The following is a 17,124-nucleotide window of genomic DNA, read 5'->3' as shown; positions in this document are numbered from 1 at the left end:
ACCCAAGGTTGCCGCAAGGCCTTTTCACGAGAGACCCACGAATTCGCCAAGCCCCCCATTCCCAAACCCACCCCAACCGCCCCAACCTTCCGGAGGCCGCACCACGGGACGCCCGTTAAGCGCCCTCACCCACCCCAATCCGGGCGTGCGGAGCCGTCTTCGAAGAAGGACCGGATTCTTGGTATGACGCACTCCGCAGAGTTTGCTAACCTTACTGAGCCGACGCGGGATGACGGTCTCGCGTGCAGGCACCAAGTCCGGGTGGCGGAATAGGCAGACGCGCTAGCTTGAGGTGCTAGTGCCCAGTGATGGGCATGGGGGTTCAAGTCCCCCCTCGGACACGCACTCTGGTACATGCTGGGCCTCGCTTCGACTGTGACAACCCTCTCCGAGGGGTCATAGACGAGGTTGAGGCCCATCTGCGTGTAGAGGTCGTTCCTGTCGGCCGGGTCGGCGCTTCCAAGGATCTTGGGCAGCTCCGCCATCTTCGGGATCATCTCCCTGATCTCCTTCTCTGTGATCTCACGCTTCCTGTTGATCGCCCGTAGCCGACCCTCGGCCTGCATCCGTTCGGCTCGGGTCTCCGCCATCCATCTGCCGACCTCTTGAGGATCGCCACCCGCGTCCAGGGTCGCCCGGTAGCGGGTCATCCGCTTGTCGCAGTCGTCGATCGTCTTCCGGGCACTCTCGACGGCGGCGAGATCCATCTCGTTGTTCTGAGCATCCAGCAGAGCTTGGATGGTCTGTTCCAGCGCGGCCGGAGCGAAGATCTGGCCGATCCACGGGTCCAGCTCGGCGAGGATGTGGTCCTCGCGGACGTAGACGGTGCGGGGATGCTCGATCTTGTTGGCGAGCGCGTATTCGGTGGGGAACTTGCATCGGTAGTGGGTGCGGTCGTTGTTCCAGGTGCCTTCCATCCGGCGGGTGCACACACCGCAGTGCAGCAGGCCACGAAGGACATACGAGCGTCGAGTGCTGCGCGGCTTGCGCTGGGCCGCTGGCCGACCGTTGGCGGACAGCAATGCCTGTGCCTTCTCGAAAATCTCCGTGTCGATGATCGGCTCGTGAACGACCGTGTCCGACCACACCCACTGGTTGCTGCCGCGCCTGCTCAAGGGCGGAACGCGCCGGCCGATGTTCCTCACCGATCGGCGTGCGTCGGCCCGTACTCCCACCCGTGACGTCTGTCCGGTCACCGGCCGTGCCCGGCTGTCGTATCGGCGGGCCGCCATGCTGGCCCTAATGATCATTGCCCTGGGTTGGCCCTAAGTCCGATGACCATGTCCGAATATGGCCGGTCCCTTGCTGGGAGGTGGCCTACGCTGCCCGACATGGCCTCTGAACGGAACCGCGAGCTGGTGAAGCGGGCATGGCGATCATTCTCGACCCGGGACAAGGACTTGATCGCAAGCTTCTTCACTCAGGACGCGGAATGGCTGGCCCCGCCCGGCAACGCGACCGCCGTAGCGCTCGGCGCGACGCACCATATGGTGGGCAGGGACGCCATCGTCCACTTTCTCACCATCGACTTCCCGCGCATGTTCGTCGCCGATGTGGTGGTAGATTTCCGCGGGTTTCACGCCGACGGCGATGTGGTCGTGGTGGAGGAAACCATGCAGGCCACGCTGGCAGGCGGCAACGCCTACCGCAACGACTACTGCTTCATCTTCCAACTGCGGGACGGATTGATCCACCGGGTGCGCGAGTACATGGACACCGCCAAGGGGCATCACATGGTGTTCGGGGACGCGTGCTGCAAGAGAACCGACGATCAGTAAGCCTTGTTCATCCAGAGTAGCGGCCTCGGCATGGGCGCTCGCCTATCCATGCCCGTGTCTGTGTCCGGCGCCCATCAGACGGTCCCGGCGCGTTCGGGGACAGGACTTCGGTGTGCTGGGTATGGGCGAGCGCCACATCGAGCAGCATCCGCACGTGCGGGTCCTCCAGGCGTTAGTAGGCCATCCGGCCGGAACGGCGGACGGCGACGATCCGGTGCGCGCGCAGCAGACGCAACGTGTGCGAGGCGGCCGATTCGCGTCATACTCGCGGCAACCGCTCTAATAGGGCCGACATGTCATACTTGCGCCCCGAATGAACGGTCTCGATGGTGGGATCGACGGAGAGGGGTCGTGTGGAGCTGCGCGACATTGAGATCTTTCTGACCCTTGCCGAGGAGCTGCACTTCGGCCGCGCGGCGGAGCGGCTGCACGTCTCCGTGGCGGCGGTCAGCAAGGCGCTCAAGAAGCAGGAACGGGTCATCGGCGTCGAGCTCTTCGCCCGGGACAGCCGCAATGTACGGCTCACACCGGTGGGTGAGCAGCTCCGCGACGACCTGCGCCAGCTGCATCAGGGGTTGACGCAGAGCCTGGAGCGGGCCCGGCTGGCGGCCAGGGGCAAGACCGGCACGCTCCGGGTCAGCCTGTTTCCCGTCAACGTCCAGGAGCTGCGCCGGTACTGGGAGACCTTCCGCTCCCGCCACCCACAGTGGGAGCTGCGCCTGCGGATGTCGGGTTATGCGGATCCGTTCGCCCAGCTGCGTAATGGGGAGGCCGACATCCTGGTCACCTGGCTACCCGTGGAGGAGCCCGACCTGACCGTGGGTCCCCTGCTCTTCGCCGAGCCGAGGGTGCTGGCCTTGGCTGCAGACAACGCTCTTGCCAAGCGGTCCACGGCCTCCCTGGAGGCGGTCAGCGACTATCAGCATGTCGTTATCGAGCCGGTGCCTGGTTACTGGTTCGACGGCTACATTCCGGAGCTCACTCCGAAGGGCCGGTCGATCGACCGGACGGAGCTCGTGGGCACCATCGAGGACATCTTCCTGCATACGGCCATGGGGAATGCGGTCTCCCTCTTCCCGGTCCACGTGACCTGGTACTTCCCCCGCCCCTCCATCGTCTATCTGCCTGTCACGGACATGGAGGCGCTGCCGTACGGGATGGTGTGGCGCAGCGACGCGGAGAACGACCTCATCCGCGCCTTCGCCCGCGTGGTGCGCGACCTGGGACCGCTGACCGGCTGAGACCGTCAACCATGGGTTAACGACCGTTGCGATAGTCGCCGTTGATCCGCAGCACTGCCCGGCGTGATGCTTGATCCATCCAAAGAGCACGCCCGTCGGGAGGTGAATGGGGATATGTCCTTTGCTGGTGCTGGGACGTGAACATCGTCTCTTCCGCAGTATCCCTGACCGTCGCCGACCCGGCCGCTTCCAGCCGGTTCTTCACCAGCCATCTCGGCTTCCGCGAAATCCTGGTCGGCGAGGAGTTCATCGCGCTGGGCCGTGACGATGGGGCCTTCGATCTGGTCCTGGTGGAGCGCGACCTTGAGCGGTGGCAACCGGGACAGGAACTGGCAGAGGTGATCGTGGTGTTCGCGGTCACCGGCCTCGCCGCCGAGTACGAACGGCTACGCAGTGAAGGCGCCACCATCACCATCCCGCTCCGGCGGGAGCCATGGGGTGAGCTGCTGATGCAGCTCACCGACCCCAACGGCGTGGAGATCCAGCTCACCGAGTGGATCTCCCCGATTACGGGCTGACCCCGGACCGGCCGACCTGGTCATGTCGTTCACCGTCACCGGCATCATCACCGACTATGCGTGTCGTGTCAGGGACTGTGTCAGCGGCCGCGTCAGGACGGCGACGGTCCGGTATCAGGGCAGCCAGCGATGGTGGATGCCATGAACGGTTCAGCGATCACGGCCTCGAAGCTGGGTGCGAGCTTCTCGGGCGAGCCGACCTGAGCAATCCAGGTGCCTCGGGCATCAGCAGGACCGCATCCACCATCGGTTCGTTGAAGTGAATATTTCATTGGTTAAAAGGAGCATGCAATCATGTCCGTCACCCTTAATGAGCAGGACAAGCTCACCCTGCGCACCGCCGCGTGGGGCGCCGTCTCGCTGATGTCCGCCGCCGGTGCCGCCGGCTCGGCCCACAAGGTCGCCACCGAAGGCTCCATCGCCCTGACCTCCGCGACCGGCCTGGTCGGGCACGTGCTCGCCAAGGCCCCCAAGGGCCTGAACGGCAAGTCCACCGCCGCACTCGCCGACCAGGTGCTCCCGGCCCTGACCGCGGCCATGAGCCTGCTCAACGAGCAGGTTCCGGCAGAGGCCGACAACTTCCGCCGCACCATCATCGTCGCCGTCGAAGCAGCCACCCGGCCGCAGAAGGGCGAGCCCAGCCCCACCATGGCCGAGATGGCCCGCAAGATCACCAAGGCCCTCCACGTCGCTTCGACCAAGCCAGGGGTGGCCACCCCGGACAGCAGCGTGGCCGTGCCGCCAGCCGCTCCCGGGCCGGATCGCCCAGAGTTGCAGAAGCTCATCCAGGAGATGGTCGATTCCGGTTTCGTCGGGGTGACGCTGCGCGTGCACGATGAGCAAGGCGAGTGGGTCGGCACCGCCGGGGTGCGCGAGCTGGGCGACACCGCCAAGCCGCCGGCGAACGGGCACTTCCGGATCGGCAGCAACACCAAGACCTTCACCGCGACCGTGGTGCTGCAGCTGGTGGCCGAGGGCAAGATCGGACTGGACACTCCGGTGGATGACTACCTGCCCGAGTTCGGGCTGGACCGGCGGATCACCGTGCGGATGCTGCTGCAGCACACCAGCGGGGTGTTCAACTTCACCGGCGATTACTACCCCGAGTACGTGCCGGGGATCGTCTACCAGGGCCGGGAGTGGGTGGAGGACCGGTTCAAGACGTACCGTCCCGAAGAGCTGGTCCGGCTGGCGCTGTCCAAGCCGGCGCGGTTTGAGCCGGGGACCGACTGGAGCTACTCCAACACCAACTACGTGCTGGCCCGGCTGCTGGTCGAGAAGATCACCGGCCGCTCGCTCGGCGAGGAGATGCAGCGGCTGATCCTGGGGCCGCTCGGGCTGTCGGGCACGGTGGCGCCTGACACCTCGACGGACGTTCCCGCGCCGCACGCCCACGCCTACTACCGGTATGAGGAGGACGGCCAGGAGAAGGTGGTCGACGTCACCCGCCAGAACCCGTCCTGGATCTCCACCGGCGGCGACATGATCTCCACCACCCAGGACCTGCACACGTTCATCTCCGCGCTGGTGCGCGGCAGGCTGCTGCCGGCCGAGCTGCTGGCCGAGATGTGCACGCCGGAGCCGAAGGCCGGCTACGGCCTGGGGGTGTTCGTGCAGGACACGCAGGCCGGCGGCACCGTCATCACCCACAACGGCGGCATCACCGGCCACGCGGGGCTGATGTACAGCACGCCCGACGGCGGCAAGACCCTGACCGCCTCGCTGAACTACGTGGACGACGCCGCACTGTCCATGGGAGAGGCGTTCCAGAAGGCGACGCAGAGCCTCGTCGAGGAGGTGTTCGGCGGCGGGCAGGCCGGGTCGGCTCTGTAGATCCGGCCCAGTAGTCAGGGCTGAGCACCGTGGACCTGTACGGGCCAAGCCGGCTCGCTCGCCCTGGCCGACGCCCGCCGGCGCGGGCGACCAGGTTCGCCCGGACTACACGCTGCGGCTGGTCGACCGACTCATCGCCGCTGACAAGGATGTCGAGCTGATCGTCGTAGCCGGCCGGGCACCAACTCATCGACTGTCCGCATGACGTCCGCAAGCGCGCCTGGACTTCCTGATAGGCGAGCTGATGGGCACGCATTCGCCCGCCCTCCATCCGGGCCCCATCCTCATCGATCCCGAATTGCTCGGCGAGCTGTTCGCCTGAGCGCGACACCGAAAGACAGGAATCATGAAAACCCAATCCCCACCAGAGATCAGGCAGACCAAGGTCTTGCGGCGCGTGGCGGTCACGGCGCTGGCGGCCGCGCTGCTGGCCGGGACGGCCACCCCCGCCATGGGCACCGTGGACCGCAGCGTGACCGTGCTGAAGGCCGCTGCCCGGCAGGACCGTCCGGAGCTGCAGAAGGCCACGCAGGCGTTCGTCGATGCCGGTTTCGCCGGGGTGCAGGTGCGCGTGCACGATGAGCAGGGCGAGTGGGTCGGCAGCGCCGGGGTGCGCAAGCTGGGCCAGAGCGCGAAGCCGCCGACGAACGGGTCGTTCTGGGCGGGCAGCATCAGCAAGACCGTCACCGCGACCGTGGTGCTGCAGCTGGCGGCCGAGGGCAAGATCGGGCTGGACGCGCCGGTGGCCGGCTACCTGCCCGAGTTCGGGCTGGACCGGCGGATCACGGTGCGGATGCTGCTGCAGCACACCAGCGGGTTGTTCAACTACACCGGTGACTTCGACTCCAACGGGAAGTGGGAGCCGGGGATCTCCGCCGCGGGCAGGGATTGGCTGGACAACCGGTTCCGCAGCTACCGGCCCGAAGAGCTGGTACGGCTGGCGTTGTCCAAGCCGGCGCGGTTCGCGCCGGGGATGGACCAGAATTACACCAACACCAACTACACGCTGGCTCTGCTGCTGATCGAGAAGGTCACCGGCCGCTCGTACGCCGAGGAGATGCAGCGGCGGATCCTGCGGCCGCTCAAGATGCGGGGCACCATGGTGGCGGGCAACCGGACACAGCTGCCCGGGCCGCACGCCCACGGCTACTACCGGTATGAGGACGCCGGCCGGCAGAAGGTGGTCGACATCTCGCGCCAGAACCTGTCCCTGCTGGCCGGCGCCGGTGACCTGATCTCGACCACCCAGGATCTGCACACGTTCATCTCCGCGCTGAACGGCGGCAAGCTCCTGCCGGCCAAGCTGCTGGCCGAGATGCGCGAGCCGCACCCGAAGATGGGCTACGGCCTCGGGCTGTTCGTGCAGGACCTGGGCCCGGACTGCGGCACCGTCTTCCAGCACAACGGCAGCCCCCCGCACGGCTACGGGGCGTTCATGTACAGCTCACCCGACGGCAGCAAGACCCTGACCGCCTCGGTGACCTGGGTGGACGAGGCCACAAGGGGCCCGGCAAAGGACTACAAGAAGCTGGTGGACAGTCTCGTCCAGGAGGTGTTCTGCGGCGGGCAGACCGCGGATTGACGAGGCCAAGCCGACTCCGCCGGCTCAGTCGACGGGCCGGACACCTTGGACCCGGACGCCTTGGCTTGTCGGTAAGGTTCGGCGCCGCGCTCATACCGGCCGCCCGGCGGCGAGCGCTGTACCGGTCCGAGTGATGTACCGGATAACGTGCCGGAGTCGCGCACCTGCCCGGCGAAGGGTTCTCCTGGTCGCCGAGCCGCCATGATCGCTCATGTACGTGATAACAGGCCCTTATCACGTACATGGCATGTCGCGCAGGAGAGAACGATGGCGGAGGGCGTCCTCGTAGGGGATCCCTTCCTGGGCCCCCGCCGAAAGCCGCGAGAGATGACCGGTGCCCGGCGTTGGCAGTCGCCTGGTTCTGCTGCCATTGCTCCATGACCTGTCCGAGGCTCGCGTTCACGAGGAGCAGGAACTCGGCGGCGACGCCGAAGCGGGCGCCGGCCGGGGTCGCGGCCCGAGGACCTCCGCCGCGCGCTGCGATGTGGCGGCCAGGGTCTCGTTCATCTGCAGAGCCGCGAGGGCGGACCGGACCCAGACGCCGTGAGTGTCCGCGCCGCCTGGTGCGCAGCTGTGAAAGCCGGTCAACGTGCCTGACGTGCCGGACAAAATTATCCCGTCTTGACCTGCGGAAAGAGGTCAACAACCCAAGATAACCATCGCACTCCGCTGACCGGCTCTGACGTGCCCGGCGCCGGTGTAGGATCCGCGTTCCGCTGTCGAAATCCGCACCTCCGTATCAGCTGGTCAGACGTACCTGGAGACCGAACTGGCCCTGGGCCAACACGCCGCTCTCATTCCCCAGGCACGGGCCCTGACCCGCGCCCAGCCCTGCAACGAAGGTGCCACCGCTGTGCTGATGCGCGCCTGCGGCCGCGCCGGCCAGCCACACGAGGCAGTGGCCGCCTACGATCGGCTCGCCGAGGAAATCGGCGTCCACCCCGGCAACGAACTGACCCGCCTATACCGGCAGATCCGCGACCGCGACCTCGCCCTCGACATCCCCCCGCCCCCACCCACTGGAGCCCTCATGACCTCGCACTCCACCGCCCCGGACGAGCCGACCGCCGGCACCAGCCCCGGATCTCCGGCAGCGGACAATGTGTGCGCTTTCCCCCAGGTCACCCCATCCCACCCTGATACCGATACCGAGCAGGTCCCCGATGGCGCCGCCCGGCCATCCCCAGCCGGGCCGGACCCGCAACAGATCGGCACGCAATGGATCTTTCACGGCGAAAGTCCGAAGGTCACCTACCACCACGCCGAGCGTGACATGCACATCTACAACGCCGATATCGATACCTGAGCCCCCGGGGCGGACACCTGCCCGGTCTAAGATCCTATGCGGGCCGACGCCGACGGCATCGAGGCGATTCGGCCGCCCGGGATGGCCTACTTCGCCACCTTGGACAGACGTCCAAAATGGCCGACAACTGAGCTGCTCGACCGGCCGTGCGAACGCTAGGATCTGCGTGGTTCACGGTGCACTCCTGAGGGCGGTTGTGGTGGCGTTCAAGCGAGTCGGGGTGGAGAAGGCGTCTTATGAGACACCGGAGGCGCTCTACCGTGATCTTCCGCGGACCCCGGAAGCCGTCCCAGGCCTACTGACTCACCAAGGCGACCTGCTGCGCTGGTATGCCGATCCCAAGCATCTCGGCGCGCGGGACATCGCCTTAGAGCTGCCGACCGGAACGGGCAAGACCATCCCAGCGCTGGTGATCAGTGAGTGGTGGCGGCAGACGAAGGGCGTACGTGTCGCCTACGCCTGCCCGACCGACCAACTTGCCCGCCAAGTCGCCGCGACCGCAGCCCGGGAAGGAGTCCCGGCGGTGGTCCTCACTGGCGACCACAGGAAGTGGCTGCTGGCCGATCGGATCCGCTATGACGCCGGCGAGGCCATCGCCATCACCACCTACAGCACCATCTTCAACAGCTCGCCCAAGCTTGACCCGCACCCGGACCTGCTGGTCTTCGACGACGCCCACAACGGCGAGCAGTACGTGGCCGAGCAGTACTGTGTGAAGGTCAGCCGGACCGGTGACGAGTTCTCTGACACCGAGCTGTTCGACGAACTCCTCGACATCCTGGCGCCCGGACTGAACGAGCTGTCGCTGCGGCGGCTGCGGAAGGCCGACGCCGAGGCTGGTACCCGCGAGAGCGTCGAACTGGTGATCCCGGCCCAGCACGATGGGATGGCCGAGCGGCTCGCCGCCGTTCTGTCCGGCTTGAGCCGGCCCTGGATGTTCCGCTACGCGATGATCAGCAAGGTGCTGGCGTCCTGCCTCGTCTACCTCACTCACTCCAGCATCCAGATCCGGCCGCTTGTCCCTCCCACGCAGGAAAACCGGGCCTTCACCGACGCCCGCCAGCGCATCTACCTGTCGGCGACGCTCGGCGACGCCGGTGACCTGGAGCGGTCCTTCGGCCGTTCCGGAATCGTGCGCATCGCGCTGCCCGAGCCCCGCTCCGGCCAGCGGTTCCTGGTGTTTCCCGATCTCGTCTCCCAAGACGATGCCGACGCCCTGACCGAGGAGATCACCCGGCGGGCGGGCAAAGCCCTGGTCCTGGCTCCGGACGCGGCGACTGCGCTGGCCACCGCAGATGCCATTGCCCAGCCCGGCTGGCCCGTGCTCACCAAGGATGATGTGAAGAACGGCATGGAGGCGTTCTCCGCGCTCCCCCGCGGGGTGTGCGCGCTGGCCAGCCGCTACGACGGCCTCGACCTGCCGCACGAGGCGTGCAGGCTCGTCGTCATCGAGAGTGTCCCCGACCGCGACAACCTCCAGGAGCGGTTCCTATCCGTCCAGGTCCGCGCCGGCGCCGCCCTCAACGAGCGTGTCCGCACCCGCGTGGTTCAGGGGCTGGGCCGCTGCACCCGCGCCGCGAACGACTGGGCGCTCGTCATCGTCCGCGGCCAGGAGCTGACCCGCTACCTGCTCCGCCCGGAGATCCAGTCGGCCCTGTCACCCGACCTGCAGGCCGAGATCCGGTTCGGGATGGAAAACAGCAGACAGACCACTACCGGCGACGTCCTGGAGAACGTCCAGGCGTTCCTCGACCAGGAGACCTCTCCCGTCTGGCGCGAGCAGGCCGTCCCGACCCTCAATACACTCCGTGCCTCCTTCCAGCGCACGCCCCCGGCCGGGAGCGAGGCCCTGGCCGCCTCAGCGGCCGCCGAGATCGAGGCGTGCGCCCTGGCTGGGCACAGCAAATGGTCCGAGGCCAGCTCGCAGGCCAACCGGGTCGCGAACCTGCTGTCCCAGGGCGGCGACGCCACCGTCGGCTACCGGGCGTTCTGGATCCTGCTCGCCGGGATGTGGGCCTACCGGGCTGCGGCCGAAGGTAACCAGTCACTGCTGGCCACCGGCCACCAGTTGGTGTTCAACGCTGACCGCACCGCACCGGGCGCCTGGGTTCGGGCCCTGCCGTCTCTGCCCGACGCGCCCCCGACCGACATGCCGCCCCAGGACGACGTCGCCGTCGCCGCCGCAGCCGGCCAGATCCTCAACCAACCGCCCGGAAAGCTCGGCAAGCGGCTCAACACCATGGTCGCCGGCCTCGCCGAGGTCTCCCACGAGCGGTACGAGCCCGCGCTGACCGAGCTCGGGTTCTTCCTCGGCGCCGAGGCCAGCAAGCCCCAGGGCAGCGGCCGCTCGGACTCCAACTGGTGCTGGGGCAACCACATGTGGTTCGCGCTCGAGGCCAAGAGCGAGCACAAAAAGCCCGAAGGCATGGTGCCGCACAACGACATCCGCCAGGTCAACGACCAGCTCAAGCTGCTGGCTGCCGACCGCGACCACAACGGCATCCCGGCCGGCAGCATCACCGCGATCATCTCACCGAGACTGGCCGTCGACCCGACCGGCGCAATCGGCGCTGCCGAGCACTCCCACCTCGTCCACCCCGACACCATCCTCGCCCTCGCCCGCGAGGTCGACCACGCCTGGACCGACCTCATCGGCAAACGAACCGGCCAGGACGCGACCCGATTCCCGCAGCTCGTCGCCACCGTCTTCGCCCAGCACGGCATCCTCCCCAGCCAAATCCGCGACCGCCTCACCGAACACCCCGTCACCAATTTGGGGACACCCGCCTGATGCGCCGCGCCCGCGTCCGCTCCAAGGGCGGGCGCCATCGAGTACGTGCCCTGGGCGACGGCCACCGCCCGGCTGCTGCCCCGGCTGCTCAGGGCCGCGCCCGCCTGTCTACCGGCGAGCCGCCGAACTGTTCGAGACCCTCACCCGGCCGCTGGCCCACCGCGGCATCATCGACCCGGCCGAGCTCGAAGCGCGCGGTGGGTGGACGCTGCATCAGCTGCGCCACTCGGCACTGACTCACGAAGCCGAGGATGGCACCAACACCCCCACCCTGCTCGCTCGGTCCCGGCACGCCTCCGTACGCTCCCTGGAGCGCTACGCCCGGCCCAGCGTCGACGCCGTGGCCGCCCACGTCGCCGGCCGCGACCCTCTTCAACGCCGAAAGTAAGGCACCACATGAGCTCCCGACGCGAACTGCTCAGCCCAGCAACGCGCATCGCCCTGCGCGAACTGGTCACGAACATTCCGGTACGTCAGATCAACAACCTGTGGCAAGCCGAAGGATTCGCGCCCGACTTGGTTGATCCAGGATGAGTAGGTCGGGGTGAAGTGCAGGGTGAACCGGGGATGGGCCACGATCCACCGCTGGACGATCGGGGCCTTGTGGGCTGCCAGGTTGTCGCAGATGACGTGGACGTCCAGGACGGCGGCGTCGATGTCGGCGAGGAAGTCGCGGAAGTCGGTGGCGGTGTGCTGGGCGGTGACCTTGCCGAGCACTTCGCCTGTGGCGATGTTAAGCGCGGCGAAGAGGTCGACGGTGCCGTGCCGGACGTAGTCGAAGCTACGCCGCTCGGGGGTTCCGGGCAGCATCGGCAGGACGGGTGCGGTTCGCTCCAACGCCTGGATCTGGGGTTTCTCATCCACGCTGAACACCACCGCGTTGACGGGTGGTGCCAAGTAGAGGCCGACAACGTCGCGGATCTTGTCGATCAGGAAGGGATCGGGGGAGATCTTGAACGTCTCGGTCTTCCAGGGTTGTAGGCCAAACGCCTTCCAGATCCGGCCGACGCTCGTGGCGGAGATCCCCACCTGGGAGGCGAGTTGCCGCTTGGACCAGTGGGTCTCTCCCTCTGGGATGGTCTCCAGCGTTGTGACGACCACGGCCTCGACCCGAGCATCGGTGATGGTTCGCGGGACACCGGGCCGGGGCTCATCACCCAGCCCGTCCAGTCGTGCGGCCAGGAACCTGGCCCGCCATTTGGTGACCGTGCCGCGGGCAATCCCCATGCGCTCGGCGACGGCGAGGTTGGAGTCGCCCCGTGCACACTCCAGAATGATCCGCGCCCGTAAGGCCCAAGCCCTGTGCCGTTGTCCGCCGAGCTGCCCATCCCTGCAAGGTCACCTGTTCGTCTTCGGTCAGAACCAACGGCGGCAGTCTGCTGGATCTGCTGACCAAGGCGACCGGACGCTCCGACCTGCTCACCCCAGGCGGGAACTGCGAGCTCGTAAGTCGGTGAGTCTGGCCTGGTCGTCAGAGGTGAGCCGGTCGGGGTGGCTGGTGATCCACCGGGTGACCGCCTGGTACCCCGTGGGCTGGTTGAGCGTCTGCGATCCCTCCAGGGTGATGAGTGACCCACGCTGGACGCCGCCGGCGAGGGCTGCTTGCTGGCTTAGTTGCGATCCCTCCAGGGGTGATGAGTGACCCCCCAAGGTAAAGCCACAGGTCAGGCACTGTGCACAACCTACAGATAACGCCATTTTGCAGCAGTCCACCAGTCGTGCAGAAGCGCACGTCAGGAGATTGATCGATCCCTCAATCGCGAAGGAGTTCACGACGCTCTGCTTCCTGCACCGTAGCAACAGCCGCCGTCATGGCATGATCGAGAGACGTACCTCTTGGTGACTCACCGAGTCATACGACAGCGGAATGATCATGCTCCGCGAGCCTTCCCTCGAGACCTATCCGCTTGATCCAGCGACCCCATCGAGCACTCCGCGCGAACTGCTCAGCGATGACCCTGCCCGATGGAAGAGCCCCATCGGGCAGGCGATGCGCCAAGGCCCACTGCCAGGCCGTTCGAAGTAGGTCTTCCGCTCCGCAGCCATCATGATCCGGCGACCCTGAGGAATCGTGGTCATCGTCATGAACCGGTTCGTTCGTCTCCGTCGTATCGACCTGCTCAGCAGCAGGTCCCTCGGCAGAAGCTCGGCGAATTTGAGACATCAAGAGCTCGTAGCTGCCGATCAAGGCGGCACTCGGCCACGCCGCGATGATGCGCCCGATCAGGCTGGGCTCGGCGACGGCGATGTTGGCTCCGAGGCTGGCAAGGCTGCCGACCACGAGCAGGGTCCAGGCCAGCAGGCCGCCGCGGGAGCCGTACCGGTTGGCCAGCAGGATGGACATCGAGGCGACGACGATCGTGCCGTCGACGGCGAGCGGGATCAGTACCGCCGCCAAGTGGTCTTCTCCATGACGCAGGCAGAGTTCATGCATGTGGCGGAAGGAGACGACCGCCGCGATCACGGCCAATAGCGTGACGCCCGCGATGGTCGTACGCTGGATGCTACGCACCACACGAATATCGGAATCCACCGCTCAGCCCTCCCCACCAGGAAGAACGAGTCGGGCGGAGGCCGTGAACGGCATGTACGTATCGAGTGTGTCCCCCTCGGACACATTTTGGTGCATGATCGTCCAAGCTCTGCTTGGGCGATCACTGTTTTGTCGCCAGGATCGTAGGTCAGGCGAAGGCCCAGTCGGCCATACGCCTCAGCCTTGTCTTGAGGATCTGCGCTACGAAGCACCTTCCTCGTGTCGCCGAGCATCCGGATCATGGTGGCGATCGCCTTCTCTGTGAGTCGTCTTGGCATGCTGCCGATCACCTGGTCCAAGCGCATCTGTCTCGACCTTTCGCTTGACCTCTGTCTCGGCGATCCACCCGGCCACGACCGCGGTATCGCTTCCCGCGTCCACCCGTGCCCGGTACGACCCGAGATCGTTTCATTCGAGACATAGCCAGCGATCTCCAGACTGGCCAAGGCCATGTCTAACCTCGTGCGTACGGTCAGCGAGCTGTGCATGGAGCGTAGCTACAGATCATCGTCAGCCGAGGTCTGGCATCGCCGCCCGCTCGATGATCACGATCGGGATCTGTCTTGACGTCGCTCGCTGGTAGCCGGTGTAGCGCGGCCATATGCCGGTCATCGTCTCCCACAGGCGGAGCCGCTCGTGCTCGGCCGCCAGGCGGGCCACCGCATCGAAGACCTCGGCCCCGACCTGTACCTTGACCTGTGGCTGAGCGAGCAGGTTGTGGAACCAGAGCGGATGGTCGGCGGCGCCGCCGTTGGAGGCGACGATGAGGTAGCGGTCGCCGTCGCGGCCGTAGATGAGGGCGGTGCGCCGGGGGAGTCCTGAGCGGCGGCCGATCGTCGTGATCAGCAGCGTGGGGGCGCCGTGAAAGAGGTGGCCGCGAGTGCCGCCGGACTCGGCGTAGCTCTTGACGTGCCTGGCCACCCACCCGGTCGGGCTGTCGATCGGCTCTTGGCTCATCGGGCCGCTCCGCCCACGTGGCGGTCGGCCCACTCGCGTGCCTGGGCGAACCAGCGGGGCGCGGTGCGGTGGCCGTTGAGCACGTGCCCGGTGCCGGGGACCACGACGGTCTCCAGCTTGGCGCGGGGACTGTAGAAGGGGGCCTCCTGGGCGTGCAGCGCGGCGGAGGAGGAGCGGGCTCCGGCCAGCAGCTTGTCGTGCTCGCCGTTGACGATCAGTACGGGGGCCTGGATGCGCTTGTTGATCGAGGGCGGGGTGTAGGAATCGCCGGGCGGGAAGACGTCCGTCGTCTTGGTGGCCTCGTCGGCGGCGATGACCTTGGAGTCGGCGGCGGGCCCGTGGTAGAACCAGGTGGCTCGCAGGCCGGGCCGGGTGGTGAGGTAGCCGTCGTCGAGCCCGTGCCCGGCGAAGAGGGGGTCGTCGGCGGCACGGTGGATGCCCGCGCTCACCTGCTCGAAAGCGGCCTCGTTCGGCACGCTCGACTCGCCTGTCAGGATGACGCCGCCCACCTCCGCTGGATGCGCGGCGGCCACAGTGCGGGCGAGGGTCGAGCCCAGCGAGTGGCCGACCAGCACGACCTTGGCGAACCGGCCCCCGCCTAGACGGCCCTCGCGCAACTGCCGGATGAGCCGGCGGATGACGATCTGGTGGGTGTCCTGCCCGAAGCGGGCGCTCGGCGGGTAGGAGCTCGCCCCGGTACCGAGACGGTCAATGGCCAGCGTGGCGTACCCGGCGGCGGTCATCGTCTCCACGTAGGAGGGGCGCTGCCGATCGCCGCGCATCCGCCAGTAGGCCTGGCCATAGAAGCCGCCGGGAATGAGCAGCTGAACGGTGGCGGCATGACCGCGCGGCAGGCACAGAGTGCCGGCGACGCGCTGGTCGGCGGGTCCGCTGGAGGTCATCGCCACCTTGGCGCTGACTGTCCGGCAGGCGGAGGCGGCGCTCGCCGCCACCGGGATCGAGGTTGCGGGGATCGAGACGAGCGCGAGAAGGGCGGCTGTCGTGATGCGCATGAGACTCCTTCGAGATACCCAAATTTGGTTAACCAAATTTGGGTATCGAACTATGGCTCATCCACCCTCGTACCGTCAAACCGGTCTCCGGTCGCTTAGGCCGGTTCCTCGCCGCGCTCCAGCCGCAGGATCAGGTCGCCGATCCACGCCGCCTCGCTCGCGGCCCGCGCCGCACGCAGGGCGACCAGCTCTGTCACGTTTCCCGAGCGCTTCCCCGCCTGTGCCGTGTCCATGATCTGCGCCCGCTCGTCCTCCAGAGCGCGCACCCGTTCCTTGAGCAACGCGATCACCTCCTCCTCGGGCAGCGCGGGCAGGAGCACGAGGGCTGCGTTGAGCAGTTCCGGACGCCGATCGGGAACGCGCAGGGCGCTTCTGAGTAGCCCGAGGAACTCCGCCTCACCCTTCTCATTGATGGCGTAATCGACGCGGCCCGGCCATTCGTGCACCTCGCTGGTGTCCAGCAGCCCTTCCTTGGCCAGCTGACGCAGCGCGTGGTAGATCGAGCCCGACCTGAGCCCTGCCCATTGCCCGGCCTCCCACGACTCCAGTTCGGCGTTCACCAGATAGCCGTGTGCCTGACCGTGCAGCCGCACCACGCCAAGGACCAGCAGTCGCGTCGCCGACATCGTCTCCCTCACTCACCGGGGCCCGGCACCCGCCAAAGCCCTGCCGCACAGGCTAGCTGTCGTGCCCGTGGAGGCGAGAAGGCGACGGGCGAGGCAGCCCATACCGCTACTTGTCGCCCGCGTCATCACCACAGCCGGCCTCACTTAAGGGGCGGTTCGCCGGAGCCATGGGAGCTCTGGGCCTTCCAAAAAGGACCTAAGCCGAAGTGGCGGCGGATGCGGAGACCCGGGATAGCCATGATGACGTGCGGAAACGGCGCTAGACCACGTCGAACTCGTTTCCCTCGGGATCCACCATCGCCACCGCATAGTGATCAACCCCGGGCTGCGACAGCACCCGCACAACGGACGCCCCCGCCTGGACAAGCCGCTCCACCTCGGCATCCACCCGCGCTTTCCGGGTCTCCAGCGGTACGTCCTCCCGCTTGCCGCCCACCTTCACATCCAGGTGGAACCGGTTCTTGACCACCTTGCCCTCAGGCACTTGCTGAAACCAGATCCTCGGCCCGTACCCCTCGGGATCGACGATGCTGTCGCTGCAGTCACCCTCGCCCAGCTCGTCCTCCGGCACTCCGAGACTGCGCCAGTAATCCCGCCACGTGTCGAATCCACCCGGCGGAGGCTCCACCGTGTACCGCAGCGCGCCCGCCCAGAACCGGGCCATCCGCTCGGGTGCCGCACAGTCAATGACCAGTTGATAAGAAACCACGGCAGCCATCCTGCCGGACCCATCCGACAGTTGTTGGCTCACGGTCCGGACGAGTCACGACCCGGACGCTCCTGAGCCGGTCAGTCGGTTGGCACCAGCACCTCGATCACCTGGCCGCAGCCGCGCACGCACCTGCGCCTTGCAGGCAGGCGCGCGGGCCGAGGAGTATTTGGGTTCACTGGGGGTGCCACACTGACAGAAACGGGCCGCGGGCTGAGGTAGTTGCTGGTCAGCGTC

General features: G+C 67.1%; 12 protein-coding genes, 1 tRNA gene and 2 pseudogenes. 8 read left to right on the top strand and 7 right to left on the bottom strand.

The features are described from left to right. Positions 1 to 255: 255 nt before the first annotated feature. A tRNA-Leu gene (locus ACIBX3_RS27690) sits at positions 256 to 341 on the top strand. Positions 342 to 857: 516 nt separating this feature from the next. On the opposite strand, the pseudogene ACIBX3_RS27685 reads toward ACIBX3_RS27690, so the two are convergent. Next, positions 858 to 917, bottom strand: a pseudogene (locus ACIBX3_RS27685) (hypothetical protein); the annotation flags it as partial. 414 nt (positions 918 to 1,331) lie between these two features. Here ACIBX3_RS27685 and ACIBX3_RS27680 point away from each other — a divergent pair. From ACIBX3_RS27680 to ACIBX3_RS27650, 7 genes are all read left to right on the top strand, one after another. Beyond that, the gene (locus ACIBX3_RS27680; RefSeq protein WP_397121843.1) at positions 1,332 to 1,778 is read left to right on the top strand and encodes a nuclear transport factor 2 family protein; all 447 of its coding nucleotides are present in this window, start codon (positions 1,332 to 1,334) and stop codon (positions 1,776 to 1,778) included. 353 nt (positions 1,779 to 2,131) lie between these two features. Further along, on the top strand, positions 2,132 to 3,019 hold the full coding sequence (locus tag ACIBX3_RS27675) for a LysR family transcriptional regulator (RefSeq protein ID WP_397121841.1): 888 nt from the start codon (positions 2,132 to 2,134) through the stop codon (positions 3,017 to 3,019). A gap of 137 nt (positions 3,020 to 3,156) precedes the next feature. Continuing rightward, positions 3,157 to 3,537 carry a VOC family protein gene (locus tag ACIBX3_RS27670; RefSeq protein ID WP_397121839.1) on the top strand — a complete coding sequence of 127 codons (381 nt, stop codon included), beginning with the start codon at positions 3,157 to 3,159 and terminating at the stop codon, positions 3,535 to 3,537. Positions 3,538 to 3,831: 294 nt separating this feature from the next. Beyond that, complete coding sequence (locus tag ACIBX3_RS27665) at positions 3,832 to 5,370, top strand: serine hydrolase domain-containing protein (protein WP_397121837.1); 1,539 nt, start codon at positions 3,832 to 3,834, stop codon at positions 5,368 to 5,370. Positions 5,371 to 5,716: 346 nt separating this feature from the next. Next, the gene (locus ACIBX3_RS27660) at positions 5,717 to 6,952 is read left to right on the top strand and encodes a serine hydrolase domain-containing protein (protein ID WP_397121835.1); all 1,236 of its coding nucleotides are present in this window, start codon (positions 5,717 to 5,719) and stop codon (positions 6,950 to 6,952) included. Positions 6,953 to 7,676: 724 nt separating this feature from the next. Next, a complete protein-coding gene (locus tag ACIBX3_RS27655; protein ID WP_397122545.1) occupies positions 7,677 to 8,258 on the top strand; it encodes a BTAD domain-containing putative transcriptional regulator in 582 nt (193 codons plus the stop codon). A 199-nt stretch (positions 8,259 to 8,457) separates the two neighbouring features. Beyond that, entirely contained in the window at positions 8,458 to 11,049 is a 2,592-nt protein-coding gene (locus ACIBX3_RS27650; protein WP_397121833.1) for a DEAD/DEAH box helicase, read from the top strand. A 372-nt stretch (positions 11,050 to 11,421) separates the two neighbouring features. Here ACIBX3_RS27650 and ACIBX3_RS27645 read toward each other — a convergent pair. From ACIBX3_RS27645 to ACIBX3_RS27620, 6 genes and pseudogenes are all read right to left on the bottom strand, one after another. Further along, positions 11,422 to 12,330 (bottom strand): annotated as a pseudogene (locus tag ACIBX3_RS27645) (IS630 family transposase); the annotation flags it as partial. 571 nt (positions 12,331 to 12,901) lie between these two features. Further along, positions 12,902 to 13,582, bottom strand: a complete 681-nt coding sequence (locus ACIBX3_RS27640) for a DUF2637 domain-containing protein (protein ID WP_397121831.1) — start codon at positions 13,580 to 13,582, stop codon at positions 12,902 to 12,904. 510 nt (positions 13,583 to 14,092) lie between these two features. Then, positions 14,093 to 14,539, bottom strand: a complete 447-nt coding sequence (locus tag ACIBX3_RS27635; RefSeq protein WP_397121830.1) for a nitroreductase family deazaflavin-dependent oxidoreductase — start codon at positions 14,537 to 14,539, stop codon at positions 14,093 to 14,095. Further along, positions 14,536 to 15,552 (bottom strand): alpha/beta hydrolase, encoded by a 1,017-nt coding sequence (locus ACIBX3_RS27630; protein WP_397121828.1) that lies wholly within the window; start codon positions 15,550 to 15,552, stop codon positions 14,536 to 14,538. The genes ACIBX3_RS27635 and ACIBX3_RS27630 overlap by 4 nt, the downstream gene beginning before the upstream one ends. A gap of 95 nt (positions 15,553 to 15,647) precedes the next feature. Then, a complete protein-coding gene (locus ACIBX3_RS27625; RefSeq protein ID WP_397121826.1) occupies positions 15,648 to 16,178 on the bottom strand; it encodes a PadR family transcriptional regulator in 531 nt (176 codons plus the stop codon). A gap of 259 nt (positions 16,179 to 16,437) precedes the next feature. Continuing rightward, entirely contained in the window at positions 16,438 to 16,896 is a 459-nt protein-coding gene (locus ACIBX3_RS27620; RefSeq protein ID WP_397121825.1) for a VOC family protein, read from the bottom strand. Positions 16,897 to 17,124 lie beyond the last annotated feature (228 nt).

This window comes from Nonomuraea sp. NPDC049480 (assembly GCF_044465905.1).
Taxonomy (GTDB): domain Bacteria; phylum Actinomycetota; class Actinomycetes; order Streptosporangiales; family Streptosporangiaceae; genus Nonomuraea.
This window is presented reverse-complemented; position numbering and strand designations above follow the sequence as displayed.

Coding starts and splice junctions, on each gene's coding strand:
- ACIBX3_RS27620 (WP_397121825.1), bottom strand. CDS start 16,896: ATGGCTGCCGTGGTTTCTTATCAACTGGTCATTGACTGTGCGGCACCC.
- ACIBX3_RS27630 (WP_397121828.1), bottom strand. CDS start 15,552: ATGCGCATCACGACAGCCGCCCTTCTCGCGCTCGTCTCGATCCCCGCA.
- ACIBX3_RS27625 (WP_397121826.1), bottom strand. CDS start 16,178: ATGTCGGCGACGCGACTGCTGGTCCTTGGCGTGGTGCGGCTGCACGGT.
- ACIBX3_RS27635 (WP_397121830.1), bottom strand. CDS start 14,539: ATGAGCCAAGAGCCGATCGACAGCCCGACCGGGTGGGTGGCCAGGCAC.
- ACIBX3_RS27665 (WP_397121837.1), top strand. CDS start 3,832: ATGTCCGTCACCCTTAATGAGCAGGACAAGCTCACCCTGCGCACCGCC.
- ACIBX3_RS27660 (WP_397121835.1), top strand. CDS start 5,717: ATGAAAACCCAATCCCCACCAGAGATCAGGCAGACCAAGGTCTTGCGG.
- ACIBX3_RS27680 (WP_397121843.1), top strand. CDS start 1,332: ATGGCCTCTGAACGGAACCGCGAGCTGGTGAAGCGGGCATGGCGATCA.